A 15,252-nucleotide genomic window follows, 5' to 3' on the forward strand; every position below is an offset into this window, starting at 1 on the left:
GTCGCGGGCCGAAGGGAACTGCAGTTGGAGAGTGTCACCAAGAACCGGCAGTCATCCCAAGTGCTGTCTGCGATGGTGGCCCGTGCCTACGGACCGGAGTCGGTGCCTGCCGGCGACTCCTGGTACTCCGAGTTGGGAGACGGCTGGTTCAACATCGCCTACCGCATCACGCTCCGCGACGGGCGAGATGTCGTCTTGAAGGTCGCACCTCCGGCCGACGTCGAGGTGATGACCTATGAACGCGATGCGATGCGCACCGAGCTGAAGACCATCGAACTGCTCAGGCAGCTCGGCGACATCCCCGTTCCGAGGGTCGACTACGCCGACGTCTCGCGTGAAGTCTGCGATGCCGACTACTTCTTCATGGAGCACATCGACGCCGAGAACCTCGCTGCCAGGATGAGCGAGCTGCCGCCAGACGAGGTGCGGAGCCACATGGTCGAACTCGGTGCGATGAACCGGCGCATCAACACCATCGTCGGCCCTGCGTTCGGCTCGATCACCGGACCCGACCACTCGACCTGGGACAGTGCGTTCCTCCAGATGGTCGACGAGCTCCTGGCTGACGGCGAACGGCGCAGCGTCGATCTCGGTGCCACCTCCGACAGCATCCGGCAGCTCATCATCGGCAACATCGACAGCCTCCGCGAGGTCACCGTGCCACGCCTCGTCGAATGGGACCTCTGGCCAGGGAACGTGCTGATCAGCGGCGGGCGCATCAGGGCGGTCATCGACCATGAACGTGCGTTCTTCGGCGACCCCCTCATCGAAGTGGGGTTCGCCGGCACGCAATCAGCGCACTTCGGCGACTCCGACGCGTTCATGGAAGGCTACGGTCACCCCGAACTCTCGACCACGGAAGTCACACGCCGGAAGCTCTACCAGATCCACCTCTGTCTGATCCTGACCATCGAGACCGCCTACCGAGAGTACGGGGACCCGAACCATTACGAGTGGGCCCGCCGACAGTTGGCGGAAAGCCTCGCGGCCTTGTAGAGCCGCGCGTGGGGGCGTGCATCTAGCGAAGCGCTTGTGTTCCGATGACGGAGAGCAACGGCAGCTTCTCGTGACTCTCGCTGCCCGGAATGGCCGTGTAGACGAGCAGCCAATGTGACTGGTCGGGGTCGAGCAGCCTCTGGCACGTCAGCTCCAAGGCGCCGACTTCAGGGTGGATGAAGTGCTTGACGTCGTGGGGGCGGATCCCGATCTCGTGGTCCTCCCACACGCTTCGGAACTCGTCGCTGCGGGCGAGGAGCAGGTCGGCGAGGTGCGCGGCTCGGGAGTCGTGGCCACGGAGGGTGACGATTTCGCGCAGCCCCGAGACGTACATCCGGGTGAGGAACGGATGTTCTTCGGGCGCATAGAGCTGCCGAGCTGCCGGGTCGGTGAACCAGCGGTACCCTGCGCTGCGGGCAGGCCCGGTGTGTCGAGTCGTGTCGCCCGTGAGCGCGACACCCATCGGAGTCTGCCGCAGGGTCTCGCCGAGCTCGGTGACGATCTCCGCCGGAGTGTCGTACAGGCGATCGAAGATGCGCAGCAGGCCGGGGCTGATGTGCTCGCTGACCGCGCCGCGCGTGGGTGGGTTGTGTCCGGCGAGCCGGAACAGGTGGTCACGCTCATCGAGGGAGAGGTGGAGTCCTTGCGCAATGGAGGCGACCATCTGCACGGAGGGCTGGGGTCCTCGTTCCCGCTCCAACCGCGAGTAGTAATCAGTCGACATGTGGCAGAGCGAGGCGACTTCCTCCCGCCGGAGTCCGCTTGTCCTGCGGCGTTGTCCGCGCGGGAGGCCGACGTCTTCGGGTTGCAGCGATTCTCGGCGGCTGCGGAGGAACTCCGCCAATCCCGTCCTGTCGATCACCATGCGTGCCTCCCTCGGTGCTGCTTCCTTCTTACCGCCCGCGCATCTGTGCATCCACGGCTCACCGATCCCCCCTTCTCGAGGCCGGCCGGAGCCTGGCCTTCCGTATCAGGGGATCGAGCGGCCCTGAATAACGCCGCCGTCTTCAACGAGCGTGGAGGCGACCACGCGACGATCAGGAGTGAACATGCCACGAAAGAACATCGACATCACCGTCCCCGACCTCTCCGGGAAGCGCGCCGTCGTCACCGGCGCCAGCGACGGGATGGGGCTGGGAATGGCCGCGCGGCTGGCCGCAGCCGGTGCGGAGGTGCTGATGCCCGTCCGCAACCGGCGCAAGGGCGAGACGGCGATCGCCAGGATCAGACAGTCGGCCCCTGGCGCCGACGTCTCGCTCCGCGACCTCGACCTGTCCTCGCTCGACTCCGTCGCCGTCCTCGGGCAGACCCTGCGAGGTGAGGGCCTGCCGATCCACATCCTCATCAACAACGCGGGCGTCATGACGCCGCCCGACCGGCAGACGACCGCCGACGGGTTCGAGCTCCAGTTCGGCTCCAACCACCTCGGCCACTTCGCTCTCGTCGCTCACCTGCTGCCCCTCCTCACGGCCGGTCGGGCACGCGTGACCTCGCAGGTCAGCATCGCGGCCCGGCGAGGCGCCATCAACTGGGACGACCTGAATTGGGAACGCTCCTACGACGGGATGAAGGCCTACAGCCAGTCGAAGATCGCGTTCGGGCTCTTCGGTCTCGAGTTGGGGCGGCGCAGCAGGACCTACGGATGGGGCATCACCAGCAACCTGTCGCACCCTGGCATCGCCCCGACGAATCTGCTCGCTGCGCGCCCTGAAGTCGGCCGCGACAAGGAGACGCCGGGCCGGAGACTCATCCGCGCCCTCTCCGACCGCGGCATCCTCCTCGGGACGGTCGAGACCGCGAAGCTGCCGGCGCTCATGGCCGCCACCGGCCCAGCGTCCAAGCCCGGCGTCCTTTACGGCCCTCGCGGCCTCGGCGATCTCGGAGGTCCGCCCGCCGAGCAGCAGATGTACTCCCCCCTGCGCAGCGCCGACGACGCCCAGCGCATCTGGAAGATCTCCGAGCGACTCACCATGGCCGCCTTCCCGACCAGCTGACACCTCGAATCGCGCGATCGCCCGTCTGCGTCGGCCGTGGGGTGTTTCGAACTGCTCCTGTACCACTCGGTGGGTCGGTGGGTTGCCGGCCCCTGCCAACCGCCTCAGGGTGAAACCCAGGCGGGCTTCGGCCCGACCGTCAGTGGATCAATGACGATCAAGGAGTTGAAGGATGCGCACACGTCTGACCAAGAGGCTTGGAGCAGCGGGGCTGGGGACACTGGTAGTGCTCGCGATGGCCGCCTCGCCGGCGCACGGCTTCGTACTGCCCGCTGAACCCGTACCGCCCTCCGGGCTGACGGGTCTCGAGCCCACCGGATCCGACATGCCGACCGTCGGAGGCAATCTCGGCAACCAGCATTACTCCGGGTTGACGCAGATCGACAACCGCAACCTCCACGAGCTGGGGCCGACGTGGCGTACGCATGTGTCGGCGGTCGCGCCGGCCTCCGACGATGTCGGCCAGCAGACCACGCCCATCGTCGTGGATGGCGTCATCTATCTCGACACCCCGAGCGGTGGGGTGATCGCGGTCGACGGCGCGACGGGCGAGTCCGAATGGAAATGGGAACCCGCCGAGTTCGAGACGGCCGACACCCGTCGCGGCGTCTCCGCCGGCGACGGCAAGATCTTCACCCTTGCCGACGGCGATCGCGTCGTCGCGCTGGACCAGGGGACCGGCGAAGAAGTGTGGGTGGTCCAGCCCGCCGGGCCGAACGGTGAAGACCTGGGGAGCCTCGACCGAGTCGCGACCGTGTACCACGACGGCATCGTCTACGCCCACGCCGCCAACGGCGATCGCGCCGCAGTCGTGGCCCTGAGCGCGACCGATGGCAGCTATCTCTGGCACTTCTTCGGCGGCCCCGACAGGGGCACTATCTTCACCGACGTCAACGGCAACTCCGTCGATGCTGGCGCGACATGGGGACCAGTCCTGCCGGACGGCACGGATTGCGCCCTCGAAGGCGGATCGACGCCATGGATCCATGGCGCCGTCGACCCCGAGCTCGGCATGTACTACATGACGTTCGGAAACGCCCGCAGCTGCACCTCCTCGCAGAACGGCTCCCTCCGGCCGGGAGACAACCTGTTCTCGAGCACAATGGTGGCGGTCGAGGCCACCACCGGCGAGTACAAATGGCATTACCAGTCCATCCGCCACGATGTCTGGGACATGGACAACGTGCACCCGCCGACGCTCGCCGATGTCGAGATCGGTGGCGAGGAGCGCAAGGTCGTCTTCTACGGCAGCAAGTCCGGTCACCAGTTCGTGCTCGACCGCACCGACGGTCAGCCGGTCCTGCCCGTGGTCGAGAAGCCGATGATCACCGACTCGCGACAGAACCACGCCGAGACTCAGCCGTTCCCCGAGGAGCGCCTGTTGCCCGAGTGCGTCGTCTGGGAGAAGTTGGACCAGGAGAACATTCCGGGGGACCCCTGGCGTGCCGTCCCGAACTACAACGGCTACCAGCCCGACGAGGATGGCAACCTGGTCTTCAATCCGGACAGCTACGTCGCGGCGGACGAGCCGTTCCTGACCTATCCCGACGGCTACCCATCGGACCACCGCCAAGGCTGCATGTACGACCCCCAGTGGGACCTGCCGATCCTGTCGACCACCAGTCAGAACGGCGGCGCCGACTGGTCGAACAACTCCTACAGCCACCGCACGAACCTGGTCTACTACCCGTACGGCACCAACCCCGTCGCGCACTGGAACGGCGCCGCGGCCAACGGCCAGCGCGCCATGGGCCAGTACCAGACCGGCGGCATCCTCGCCTATGAAGCCTCCACCGGTCAGGTCCAGTGGCGCAACCACCTCGGCACAGACATGTCGCACGGCCAGGGCCCCCTGACTACGGCCTCCGACCTGCTCTTCGTCGGACAGATCGACGGTCGGCTCCTCGCGATGGACTCCACCGACGGCGAGGTGCTCTGGGAGTTCCAGACCGGCTCCGGCATCGCGTCGGCACCGATCACGTATGAGGTCGATGGCGAGCAGTACGTCGCGGTGTTCGCCGCTGGCTCGACGAATCCCTACGGGGGATCGGTCACCCAAGGTGACTCGCTGTGGGCCTTCAAGCTCGGCGGCACCTACAGCACGGACTCGGGCAGCCAAGAGGGACCGGACACGGCGCCCTTGTCCATCCGCCGCCCCGTCTCCGGCGCTGCCGTGGCGGGGGAGTCGGTCGGCAACACGGTCTACCTCGCGAGAAGCAGCCGAACGGCCGACACTGCGGCCGCGCGGGACAGCAAAGCGCAGGCGGCCATGCAGCCGACGCACCTCCGCGTGCCCGTCGGCACGACGGTCACCTTCCTCAACCCCGGGGCGGAGACATTCCCGAACTTCCCGAACCAGTTGCCGCATTGCGCGACACAGTTCTTCGAGGGCGAGTTCAACGTGAAGCTGCAGCCCGGAGAGAGCTACCAGCACACGTTCGATCGGGCCGGTGAATACTTCTTCAACGACTGCACCGACCCTCGGCCGACCGGAAAGATCGAGGTCTACCTCGACCCGCAGGATCAGCCGGGGGCGCTGACGTTCACCCCGAGCAGGCTCGATCTCAGCTCCGGAACGGGGATCTTCACGGGGGTGAACGGCAAGGTCACCGCGCACTTCGAGCTTCCGCCTGGGCACGAGTACGAGAGCGGCGCGATCCTGCGGGCCCCGCTCTCGCAGACGCCGATCCCTGCTACGACGGTGACGGCGAACAAGAATCGGCTGATCGTGGAGTTCGAGAAGGCCGACCTCGACAACAATGTGCCCGAGGGCGAGGTCACCCTGACCCTCGTGGCGAACGTCCTCCATGAGGGGGTGCAGAAGCAGCTGATGGCGACCACGACCGTGACGGTCGTCAAATAGGCCGCGCTCGGCCAGCGAATGGCCTGTCGCGCCGTGTCCCATTCGGCGAGACTCGGCCTTGCAGAGATCGGCCCCAAGACGCAGAGTCGCAAGGGCGGCCGCGTGCACGCGCACACGGCCGCCCTTGCATCAACAGAGAGGTTGGCAATGCATCCTGACTCCCTGACGTCCGCTGTTCGGGCACACCGCCCCTCGCGGAGCGCCGCCCGGGCGGTGGCGCCGTGACCGAGAAGGAGCCCGAGGAGTCCATCTACGGGCACACCAACAGCTTCTACACCGTCCCCAACCTCAATCAGGGCGTCCCGCGGGATCCCGGATTCCTGCGCGGCCTGTCGATGGTCGAGATTGTGATCGGGGTGGCATTGTTTGCCCTGCTCTTCTTCGGTGTGATGTACCAGGTGCTGGGCCGGTACGTTCCCGCCATCGGCTGGGTAGGTGCCGGCGAACTCGCACTCCTGTCCATGGTCGGAGTGACCTTCATCACCACCGGGTACCTCGTCGGCCGGAACGGACACATCGTGCTCGAGGTGTTCGACCGGGTGCTCGAGGGCACGAAGCTCTTCGTCGCCCTGCGAATCGTCTCTGCGGTCATCATGGTTGCGACGAGTCTCGCGCTCGCCTACGAGGCGTTCGTGAAGATCGAGAGCGAGTGGGTGCGAGCCAGCGCCGCGATGCACGTCCCGCTGGGCATGCTGTACGTCTTCGCGCTGATCGGCTTCCTTTCGGCCGCGGTGCATTCGGCGTGGAAGATCCCGTATGCGAACCGCCCCGAGCGCAAGCTCGACATCTCCGAGATGGAGGGCTAGGAGTTGGATCTCTGGCTCTACATCGTCCTGCTCGTCGTCCTTCTCCTGCTCAGAGTGCCCGTCGCGTTCGCCATGATCGCGCCCAGCATGCTCTACTTCTACAGTCAGGGTCTCTCCCCGGGGTACGCGATCTCGTCGATCGTCAACGGCATCAACAGCTTTCCGCTGCTCGCTGTGCCACTGTTCATCTTCGTCGGCACCATCGCGAACCACCTGGGCATCGCCACGAGGCTCTACGACTTCGCGAGGGCGTTGCTTCCTCGGCTTCCCGGCAACCTCGCCTATGTCAACCTCGGGACCGCGATCGGATTCTCCTGGATCAGCGGCTCCGCACTTGCGGATGCTGCGTCCACGAGCAAGGTCCAGATCCCGCAGATGCTCAAAGCAGGCTACCCCTACGGGTTCTCGGCGGGTCTGACGGCATCGGGTTCGCTGATGAGCACGGTGATGCCACCGAGCATCCCCGCCGTCCTGTTCGCAGCGACCGCCTCGATCTCCACCGGTGCGCTCTTCGCCGGCTCGATCCTTCCGGCGATCCTGATGGCAGTCGGCCTGGCGGTCTACATCTTCATCTGGGTGCGACTGCATCCGGCCGTCGCCGTGAGTCGCCCGTTCGATGGAACATTGTTCCGCAAAGCGCTCGTGCGCGTCATCGGACCCATGATGCTGCCGATCATCATCCTCGGTGGCATCTTCAGCGGGTGGTTCACCCCGACCGAGAGCGCCGGCATCGCGGCCGGCTACATGCTCGTGCTGGGGGTGATCTACCGGACCCTGTCGTGGAAGGTGTTCTGGCGAGCATCCAAGGAGACGGTCGTCATCTCCGGGGGCATCCTGCTGATCCTCGGTGCATCCAACCTCATGGGGCAGGTGCTGGCACGCGAGCAGGTGTCGCGAAACCTGGGTGAATGGCTCACGGCGCTCACCGACAACCCGATCGTCTTCCTGCTGCTGCTCAACGTGCTGCTGATCCTGCTCGGCATCTTCCTGGAGGCGCCTCCGGTGATTCTGGTGCTCGTGCCGATCCTGATGCCGATCATCGGCCAGTTCGGGATCGACCCGGTGCACCTCGGCGTCATCATGATCCTCAACCTGATGATCGGCTCCTTGACACCACCCGTCGGCGCCGTGCTGTTCGTCGTCGGCTCGATCACGCGGAGGCCGATGGGCGAGCTGTTCAGGGGCATCCTTCCGTTCCTCATTCCGCTGGGGGTCGTGTTGCTGTTGCTGACACTGTTCCCGGCCATCGTCACGATCGTGCCCACGTGGCTCGGCCTGCTGTGACGCCGCCCCTGAAAGGAGCCATCCGTGACCAGGAAGCTGTACGTCCTGAACGGCCCGAATCTCGACATGCTCGGTCAGCGCGAGCCCGAGCTGTACGGCAGTGCGACGCTCGACGACGTCCGAACCGATTGTGAGCGCGTCGCCGGCGAGCTGGACTTCGACGTGTTCTTCGCGCAGTCCAACGCCGAGCACCAGATCGTGGAGTGGTTGCACGATGCGTATCGCGAGAATGCGGCGGTGGTCATAAATCCCGCCGGATTCAGCTTTGGCTCGGTGCCGGTGCTCGACGCGCTCCTCATGCTCGACGCCCCGATCGTGGAGATCCACATCACCAACATCCATGCGCGCGACGCCGCTCATCAGCACTCGCTGATCTCCTCGGCCGCTCGAACCGTGATCGCAGGAGCGGGCGTCTTCGGGTACGAACTCGCGATCCGAGCGGCCGACCGGCTCACGTCGTAGCGCGCCGCGAGGAAGGGCGATGTTCCACTCGACGGGACTTCGCTTTTCGGACCGAGTGGATTCGGCAAGAGTCGGCACTGCCACCGGGCCGTTTCCTTGACAGAGTGGTCGACGATGCCCCGCCCCATGCAGAGTCGTCGCCACTCCCTCGTCGCAGTCTCGGCCATCGACCTGCACGTCAACCCAAGCACGAGGACGTGCGCACACAAGAGGAGAGTCACATGAGCACAGCCCGCTCGACGAGACGAGGCCGAATCGCCGCGTCGGTGCTCGCAGCAACCACGCTCGTCTTCACCGGCTGTGCCGGCGGCAGCCCGGAGAGTGAGACCCCCGGCACCGACGCCGAGAGCACGCCGGTCACACTCACCGTCGCGACCAGCCAGAACGAGCAGACGCCCAATTACTACTGCGGCGTCGAACTGCTCCAGGAACGACTCGAGGAGGCCGACCTGGGCTTCACCGTCGAGCTGTATCCCGCGAGCCAGCTCGGCCCCGACGCGGATCGCTTCCCCCTCGTCCAGGCCGGCGACATCGACATCGACCTGCAGGGTGCTTCGGCGCTCAGTTCCACGTATGAGCCGATCGGAGTCGTCGACGCGGCATATGCCTTCGACGACGTCGAGCATGCGTTCGAGTGGATCGACGACGGTTCAGAAGACCTGTTCACCTCATTCCAGGAGGCGACCGGTGTCAGCATCGTCGACGGATGGTTCTTCGGGAACCGCACGTTCACGACGAAGGACATCGAGGTCCGCAGCCCCGACGACCTCGAAGGCGTGCCGATCCGGTTCCCGAATTCGCCGGCATTCCTGGCGAACGCGGAAGCTCTCGGCGTCACGAACCCGGTTTCCGTCGCAGTCGAGGAGCTCTACACCGCGCTTCAGCAGGGCATCGCCGTCGGACAGGAGAATCCCATCGTCGCGACCCGCTCGTCGAGCTACGACGAGATCCTCAACGTGGCCGTCCTCAACAACCACAACGTCGGCATCCACTGGATCCTCGTGAGTGACAAGACGTACGAGAAGATGAGCGACGAGCAGGCTGCCCTCCTGGAGGAGACGATCCACGAGATCCGCTCGGAGAACCGCGACTGCGTCGACGAGGCCACCGAGGAGATCCTCGATGAGTATCGTGCGAACGACGCCTTCACGGTGATCGAGCAGGAGGACATCGATATGGAGGCGTTCATCAGCGAGGCGGAAGCCTACTTCGAGGGCTACTTCTCGGGTGAGACGCTCGAGATCTACCAGGCCATCCGAGACATGGCCGGCTGATCCCGGAATGAGGAGATGGGGTGGGTGCGATACGCACCCACCCCATCTCTGTTGCCGGGAGTCAGAGGGTCCGACCGGCGGCGCAGACACGACGACTCAGGGAGAGTGCAGCTGCGCGCACCACGGGAGAGACCCGGTCTGCAGCGAACTCCTCGGCGTGTGCGATCACCGAGATGGCCGCGACGGGAACGGCCCCGTGACCGAGGATGGGGCTCGCGACGCTCGCGCGCCCGACCGCGCATTCTTCGCGCTCGGTGGCGATCCCGCTCCTGCGCGTCTCAGTCAGTTCTCGCAGAAGGGACGAGGGCTCGCGGATCGTGCGTGGCTCGAGCCATCCGTCGGCGATGACGTCGACCACCTCCTGCGCAGAGAACGCGAGGATGGCCTTTCCAAGCGCTGTGGCATGAGCCGGGAGGCGCCCTCCGAGCCTTCCGGCCGATGTCGGCGTGTGCTGACCACGGACGATCGCGATCAACACCACGTCCGCTCCGTCCAGGACGGCGAGTTCGACGGTATGGCCGGTGAGATTGCGCAGTTCGGTCATCACGGGCAGGGCGAGCTGTCGGAGCCTCCGCGGCTGCTCGACCGTCTGACCCAGTTCGAACAGCCGGAACCCGAGGTAGAGCTTGTCCCCTTCACGGTCGAGGAAGCGCTGCCCGACGAGCTCGGCGGCGATCCTGGACACCGTGGACTTCGGAAGGTTCGCCCGCCGGGCCAGCTCGGAGACGCCGAGGCCGTCGTCATTCTCGCCGAAGGCATCGAAGACCGCCGCGACGCGGTCCAGCACACTGACCGCTTCCGTCCAGTCCGCGGTTCGCACGGCTGCCTATGCCGCCGCGAGACGGCGGGTGACCCGCACGCCGGCCGCGCGCACGAGCGGCGCGACGCGTTCGGGGTCCATTGCCCCGCTCGGTCCCGCGATGGAGAGTGCGCCGAGGACCACGTGGTCGGCCGAGAGCACGGGGCTCGCCACAGCAAGGATGCCGGGATAGGAGTCGCCGGGGTCCGTCGCGACGACGGAGGCCCGCACCTGGTTCAGCTCGTCCCTGAAGTGGTCGGCGGCGTCATCGCCGAGGAGCGCGCTGACCCGATCCACCACGCGCTGATCTTCGCAGAAGGCGAGGTAGGCCTTGCCGCTGGCGGTGGTGAGCGCGGGCGAGCGCATGCCGGCGCGCGTCGGAAGCATCGGCAGTCGCCCCGCCACGGTTGCGATCGACACCATGTCGGTACCCTGATTGACCCAGAGTCCTACGCGCTCGCCCGTGAGGTCCCAGAGATCCTTGATGACGGGGGCTGCGGCGCTGAGGAGCCGGCGAGGCAGGCTTGCGCGTGCGCCGAGTTCGTACAGCCGGAGGCCGAGGGTGACGCCTCCGGGAGTGCGCTCGAGGTAGCGCTGCTGAACCAATGCCGCCACGAGGCGCGAGACGGTGGACTTCGGCAAGGCCGTATGCAGCGCGAGATCGGTGATGGAGGTCGACCCGCCCGACTCCTTCACCGTGTCGAGGATCGCGATGATGCGGTCGAGCACCGAGGTCGACCCGCTCGGCCGGGACGGGGACGTGTTCCACTCGGCGAGACTCGTCATCGAAGATCCCCTTCCAGCAGGTTGAATCATCATCGATCGCCCTCAGCGATTCGAACGTACTAGTTAGTACGGATTGATGCAATGCTGTCTTGAGAATCGCAGTCGCCGCCGTCGGCGCCTGCCGGAGGTGTCATGCGCACATCGATCGCCACGGTCTGCTTGAGCGGCACCCTCGATCAGAAGCTGGTAGCGGCGCACGAGGCCGGGTTCGATGGGGTGGAGATCTTCGAGCCTGACCTCGTCGCGTCACCCGACTCGCCCGAGACGATCCGCACACGAGCGGAGGAGCTCGGGCTGTCGCTCGATCTCTACCAGCCGTTCCGCGACTTCGAAGGGGTCGGGCCAGACCTGCTCGAGCGGAATCTGCGACGCGCCGCGGCGAAGTTCACGCTCATGAACCGCCTCGGCATCGAGACGATGCTGCTGTGCAGCAACGTCGCGACTGCGCGCAGCGGCGACGAGCAGCTCGCGGCAGCGCAGCTGCGTGAGCTGGGGGACCTGGCGGAGCGCTTCGGCGTGCGAGTCGCATACGAGGCGCTTGCGTGGGGAAGATTCGTCGACAGTTACGAGCAGGCAGCGCGCATCGTCCGCCTCACGGATCACCCTCGCGTCGGGGTGTGCCTCGACAGCTTCCACATCCTCTCGAAGGGCCACAATCCGGAAGCGATCGAGACGATTCCGGCTGACAAGATCTTCTTCGTGCAGCTGGCGGATGCCCCACTGCTCTCAATGGACGTGCTCTCGTGGAGCCGCCACCACAGGCTCTTCCCCGGCGAAGGCGGCTTCGAGCTCGGTGCTTTCATGGGGCATCTGGTCCGAACGGGCTACGACGGCCCCATCTCGCTCGAGATCTTCAACGACACGTTCCGGCAGTCGGATCCCCGGGCGACGGCTGTCGAAGCGCGGCGCTCATTGCGCTGGCTCGAGCACGAGACCGCGCTCTGGCTGGGCGCCTCGCCCGGCGCTCGGGCCGCCAGGATGTCGGCCTCGGCGCTGCCAGCCGTCGAGCCGCCCGCGGAGGTCAACTACCTGGAACTGCGTGCGGACGCGGTCGACGATATGCGGGCGCTGCTCTCGCAACTCGGATTCCACGCGCACGGGCGTCACCGGACCAAGGCCGTCGAACTGTGGTCGCAGGGGGCGGCCCGCATCATCGTCGGTCGACCGGAATCGGATCGGCCCCAGCCCACCGTGGCCGGCATCGGACTCTCGGTTGTGTCGCCGGAAACGGCGATGCGGCGGGCCACGGAGCTGTTCGCTCCCGAGATCCTCCGCCGGGAGAGCGCGGGCGACGAGCCGTTGGTCGGCGTGCGCGCGCCTGATGGATCCGAGGTGTTCTTCGGGGCTGAGGGGGAGACCGAGCCGAACTGGGTGCATGAGTTCGGCGCTCCCGCAGGCGAAGACACCCCCGTGATCCAGCGGGTGGATCACGTCAATCTCGCACAACCGTGGCAGCACTTCGACGCGGGCGTGCTCTTCTTCCACTCCGTACTCGACCTGCGAGCACAGCCCTCGCTCGAGGTCGCCGCGCCGGTGGGCCTCGTGCGCAGCCAGGTGCTTCGAAGTGCCGATGGCGTCATCCGCATCGCCCTGAACCTGGTGCCGTCGGGCGCGGACCCGGATGCCATCCTGCCGCAGCACATCGCGTTTGCGGCATCCGACGTCCTGGGGCTGGCACGGACTGCCCGCGAGCGTGGATTCCGGCCCCTCGACATCCCCGCCAACTACTACGACGACATCGCAGCCCGATACGACATCGACCCAGCGCTGCTCAGCGAGCTCAAGGAGCTGAACGTCATGTACGACCGGGACGAGTCGGGCGAATTCCTCCACTTCTACACCCCACCGATCGGGACGGTCTTCCTCGAAGTCGTCGAGCGGCGAGACGGCTACGACGGGTACGGAGCGCTCAACGCTCCCGTCCGTCTCGCCGCGCAGTACCAGCAACGGCGCGTGGCGACGGAGGGAGTGTCGGCGTGATCCGTCATGTCGCCGTCTTCCGATTCGTTCCGTCGTTCACCGCCGCGGATCGTGAGCACTGGATGTCATTGCTGCGCGCGCTGCCCTCACAGATCCCCGAGTTGCGGAGCATGAGCGTGGGCGAGGACCTCTTGGCCGGCCCGAATTCGCACGAGCTCGCGATCGTCGCAGACTTCGACGACCTCGATGCGCTCGATGCATACTCGCGGCACCCGGCGCACGCCGAGGTCCTCAGCATCTCGGCTCCCGTCAAGGTGTCGCTCGCCACCGTGGACTTCGAGGTCCCTGACACACCATGAGGCCGCAGCGACAGCACAGCCAGTCGGATGCGTCCGCGACTCGCGCCCACTACCTCGTCGGCCTCATCGGCGAGGGCATCACCGCATCACTCACGCCGCTGATGCACGAGGCCGAAGCGGCCGCGCTCGGTCTCGAGTACGAGTACCGCATCCTGGATCTCATCCAGCTCCGCAAGCGGCCTGAGGATGTGGGGGCGCTCCTCGCCGAGGCCAATCGCCTCGGCTACGCGGCGATGAACATCACCCACCCCTGCAAGCGGCTGGTGCTCGATCTCGTCGACGAGCTCGACCCGGATGCCGAACGTCTGGGAGCCGTCAACCTCGTGGTATTCGAGGCCGGACGTCTCATCGGTTACAACACCGACTGGATGGGCTATCGCGACGGACTCATCGCGGGCCTGCCCGGTGCATCGTTCGAGCGTGTCGTGCAGGTCGGATGCGGCGGCGCCGGCGCAGCCACTGCGTATGCGCTGCTCTCGTGCGGCGCCGCCCGGCTCGACCTGTGCGACGTCGACCGTACCCGCGCGGAGGAACTGTCCGAGCGCATGCGCTCCCACTTTCCGACGCAGACCATCGCGCCTGTCGGCGCAGAGGGCGTCGCGGCGGCGATATCGCGCGCGACCGGGGTGGTGCACGCCACCCCGTTGGGAATGCTGCACAACCCGGGTGTCGCGTTCGACGTCAGCCTGATCTCGAAGGGGTCATGGGTCTCGGACGTCGTCTACCGGCCGCTGGAGACCGAGCTCATCCGGCGGGCGGCGCGGCAGGGGCATCCGGTGCTCGACGGAGGCCGGATGGCTGTCGGCCAGGCATACGCTAGTCTCCAGATCATCACGGGCGAGCAGCCCGATCGCGATCGGATGGAGCGGCATTTCCGCGCCCTCGTCGAAGCCGAGGAGTGGTCAGAGGGCGGCGAGTGACGCCCGCCGGACCGGATCGACGCCCCACACGGGCGCGGAATAGCCGCGGAACTGCGCAGAACTCGGACGTGCCGCGGCGGAGGGAGCTCTCGATGACCGACCAGCTGAGCGAGGTCCCCGATGAGGGGGTGACCCGACGCGCCGCGCGGAGCCAGGAGGACATCCTGGAGGTCGCAACGGCCGAGTTCGCCGCGAACGGGTATGCGGGGGCTCGGGTGGATGAGATTGCCGCCCGTACGCGCACGACCAAGCGGATGATCTACTACTACTTCGGTTCGAAGGAAGCGCTCTACCTCACCGTTCTGGAACGCGTGTACGCCCAGATCCGTCGGGTCGAGCGTGGCATCCAGATCGACGAGCTGTCGCCAACCGAGGCGCTTCGCAAGCTCGCCGAGGCGACGTACGACCACCACACGACGCACGAGATGTTCATCCAGCTCGTCAGCATCGAGAACATCCACCGAGCGGAGCACCTTCAACAGTCCGAGACGATCCTGCGGGAGAACGCCACAGCGATCACCCTGCTCGAGCAGGTGATCGAGCGAGGCGTGCGGGAGGGCATCTTCCGTGACGACGTCGATGCGCTCGACGTGCACATGATGATCAGCGCCTATGCGTGTTTCCACGTCGCGAACCGGCACACCTTCGCCGCCATCTTCAAGCGCGACATGCTCGATCCCGCGCTGCAGCCCTCGCACCGGCGTCTCATCGGCGACATGATCGTGGCGACGATGGCAGACCGGCGCAACCGGCGAACCGTCCCGTGAGAAGGGAGCCCGGGCCGGATAC

Annotated in this window: 14 protein-coding genes; 11 read left to right on the forward strand and 3 right to left on the reverse strand. The window is 66.5% G+C overall.

Annotation, left to right across the window (positions count from 1 at the left end):
- Positions 1-24 precede the first annotated feature (24 nt).
- Positions 25-996 (forward strand): phosphotransferase family protein, encoded by a 972-nt coding sequence (locus tag ESP51_RS03590; RefSeq protein WP_129519522.1) that lies wholly within the window; start codon positions 25-27, stop codon positions 994-996.
- Between the two features lie 22 nt (positions 997-1,018).
- Here ESP51_RS03590 and ESP51_RS03595 read toward each other — a convergent pair whose 3' ends face one another.
- A complete protein-coding gene (locus ESP51_RS03595) occupies positions 1,019-1,858 on the reverse strand; it encodes a helix-turn-helix transcriptional regulator (protein ID WP_129519587.1) in 840 nt (279 codons plus the stop codon).
- A 187-nt stretch (positions 1,859-2,045) separates the two neighbouring features.
- On the opposite strand from ESP51_RS03595, the gene ESP51_RS03600 reads away from it, so the two are divergent.
- The 6 genes from ESP51_RS03600 to dctP all read left to right on the forward strand — a co-directional run bounded on the left by ESP51_RS03600 (position 2,046) and on the right by dctP (position 9,679).
- On the forward strand, positions 2,046-2,990 hold the full coding sequence (locus tag ESP51_RS03600; RefSeq protein ID WP_129519523.1) for an SDR family oxidoreductase: 945 nt from the start codon (positions 2,046-2,048) through the stop codon (positions 2,988-2,990).
- Positions 2,991-3,315: 325 nt separating this feature from the next.
- On the forward strand, positions 3,316-5,853 hold the full coding sequence (locus tag ESP51_RS03605) for an outer membrane protein assembly factor BamB family protein (protein WP_164990387.1): 2,538 nt from the start codon (positions 3,316-3,318) through the stop codon (positions 5,851-5,853).
- Positions 5,854-6,074: 221 nt separating this feature from the next.
- On the forward strand, positions 6,075-6,659 hold the full coding sequence (locus ESP51_RS03610) for a TRAP transporter small permease (RefSeq protein ID WP_129519525.1): 585 nt from the start codon (positions 6,075-6,077) through the stop codon (positions 6,657-6,659).
- Between the two features lie 3 nt (positions 6,660-6,662).
- Positions 6,663-7,943, forward strand: a complete 1,281-nt coding sequence (locus tag ESP51_RS03615; RefSeq protein ID WP_129519526.1) for a TRAP transporter large permease — start codon at positions 6,663-6,665, stop codon at positions 7,941-7,943.
- A gap of 24 nt (positions 7,944-7,967) precedes the next feature.
- Positions 7,968-8,405 carry a type II 3-dehydroquinate dehydratase gene (locus tag ESP51_RS03620; protein ID WP_129519527.1) on the forward strand — a complete coding sequence of 146 codons (438 nt, stop codon included), beginning with the start codon at positions 7,968-7,970 and terminating at the stop codon, positions 8,403-8,405.
- A 221-nt stretch (positions 8,406-8,626) separates the two neighbouring features.
- Positions 8,627-9,679, forward strand: coding sequence for a TRAP transporter substrate-binding protein DctP (dctP, locus tag ESP51_RS03625; RefSeq protein ID WP_129519528.1), 1,053 nt, complete (start codon positions 8,627-8,629; stop codon positions 9,677-9,679).
- Between the two features lie 61 nt (positions 9,680-9,740).
- Here the strand turns inward: dctP and ESP51_RS03630 are convergent, their stop codons facing one another.
- The gene (locus ESP51_RS03630) at positions 9,741-10,466 is read right to left on the reverse strand and encodes an IclR family transcriptional regulator (protein ID WP_206737188.1); all 726 of its coding nucleotides are present in this window, start codon (positions 10,464-10,466) and stop codon (positions 9,741-9,743) included.
- Between the two features lie 39 nt (positions 10,467-10,505).
- Positions 10,506-11,264 carry an IclR family transcriptional regulator gene (locus ESP51_RS03635; RefSeq protein ID WP_164990388.1) on the reverse strand — a complete coding sequence of 253 codons (759 nt, stop codon included), beginning with the start codon at positions 11,262-11,264 and terminating at the stop codon, positions 10,506-10,508.
- Between the two features lie 132 nt (positions 11,265-11,396).
- Between ESP51_RS03635 and ESP51_RS03640 the strand changes: the two genes are divergently transcribed.
- The 4 genes from ESP51_RS03640 (at position 11,397) to ESP51_RS03655 (ending at position 15,230) form a co-directional block, all read left to right on the forward strand.
- Positions 11,397-13,244: a bifunctional sugar phosphate isomerase/epimerase/4-hydroxyphenylpyruvate dioxygenase family protein gene (locus ESP51_RS03640; RefSeq protein ID WP_129519531.1), complete on the forward strand. Its 1,848-nt coding sequence runs from the start codon at positions 11,397-11,399 to the stop codon at positions 13,242-13,244.
- Entirely contained in the window at positions 13,241-13,543 is a 303-nt protein-coding gene (locus ESP51_RS03645) for a Dabb family protein (protein WP_129519532.1), read from the forward strand. Before ESP51_RS03640 ends, ESP51_RS03645 begins: the two co-directional genes overlap by 4 nt.
- On the forward strand, positions 13,540-14,463 hold the full coding sequence (locus ESP51_RS03650; RefSeq protein WP_129519533.1) for a shikimate dehydrogenase: 924 nt from the start codon (positions 13,540-13,542) through the stop codon (positions 14,461-14,463). Before ESP51_RS03645 ends, ESP51_RS03650 begins: the two co-directional genes overlap by 4 nt.
- Before the next feature lie 92 nt (positions 14,464-14,555).
- Positions 14,556-15,230 carry a TetR/AcrR family transcriptional regulator gene (locus tag ESP51_RS03655; protein WP_129519534.1) on the forward strand — a complete coding sequence of 225 codons (675 nt, stop codon included), beginning with the start codon at positions 14,556-14,558 and terminating at the stop codon, positions 15,228-15,230.
- The last annotated feature ends 22 nt before the right edge of the window (positions 15,231-15,252 follow it).

Origin of the sequence: Agromyces albus, from assembly GCF_004134825.1 — a bacterium.
In the GTDB taxonomy this organism is placed as follows: domain Bacteria; phylum Actinomycetota; class Actinomycetes; order Actinomycetales; family Microbacteriaceae; genus Agromyces; species Agromyces albus.

Bases quoted from the DNA above. Each gene is read 5' to 3' on its own strand.
- ESP51_RS03635 (WP_164990388.1), bottom strand. From the start codon at position 11,264: ATGACGAGTCTCGCCGAGTGGAACACGTCCCCGTCCCGGCCGAGCGGG.
- ESP51_RS03600 (WP_129519523.1), top strand. From the start codon at position 2,046: ATGCCACGAAAGAACATCGACATCACCGTCCCCGACCTCTCCGGGAAG.
- ESP51_RS03655 (WP_129519534.1), top strand. From the start codon at position 14,556: ATGACCGACCAGCTGAGCGAGGTCCCCGATGAGGGGGTGACCCGACGC.
- ESP51_RS03640 (WP_129519531.1), top strand. From the start codon at position 11,397: ATGCGCACATCGATCGCCACGGTCTGCTTGAGCGGCACCCTCGATCAG.
- ESP51_RS03605 (WP_164990387.1), top strand. From the start codon at position 3,316: ATGCCGACCGTCGGAGGCAATCTCGGCAACCAGCATTACTCCGGGTTG.
- ESP51_RS03650 (WP_129519533.1), top strand. From the start codon at position 13,540: ATGAGGCCGCAGCGACAGCACAGCCAGTCGGATGCGTCCGCGACTCGC.
- dctP (WP_129519528.1), top strand. From the start codon at position 8,627: ATGAGCACAGCCCGCTCGACGAGACGAGGCCGAATCGCCGCGTCGGTG.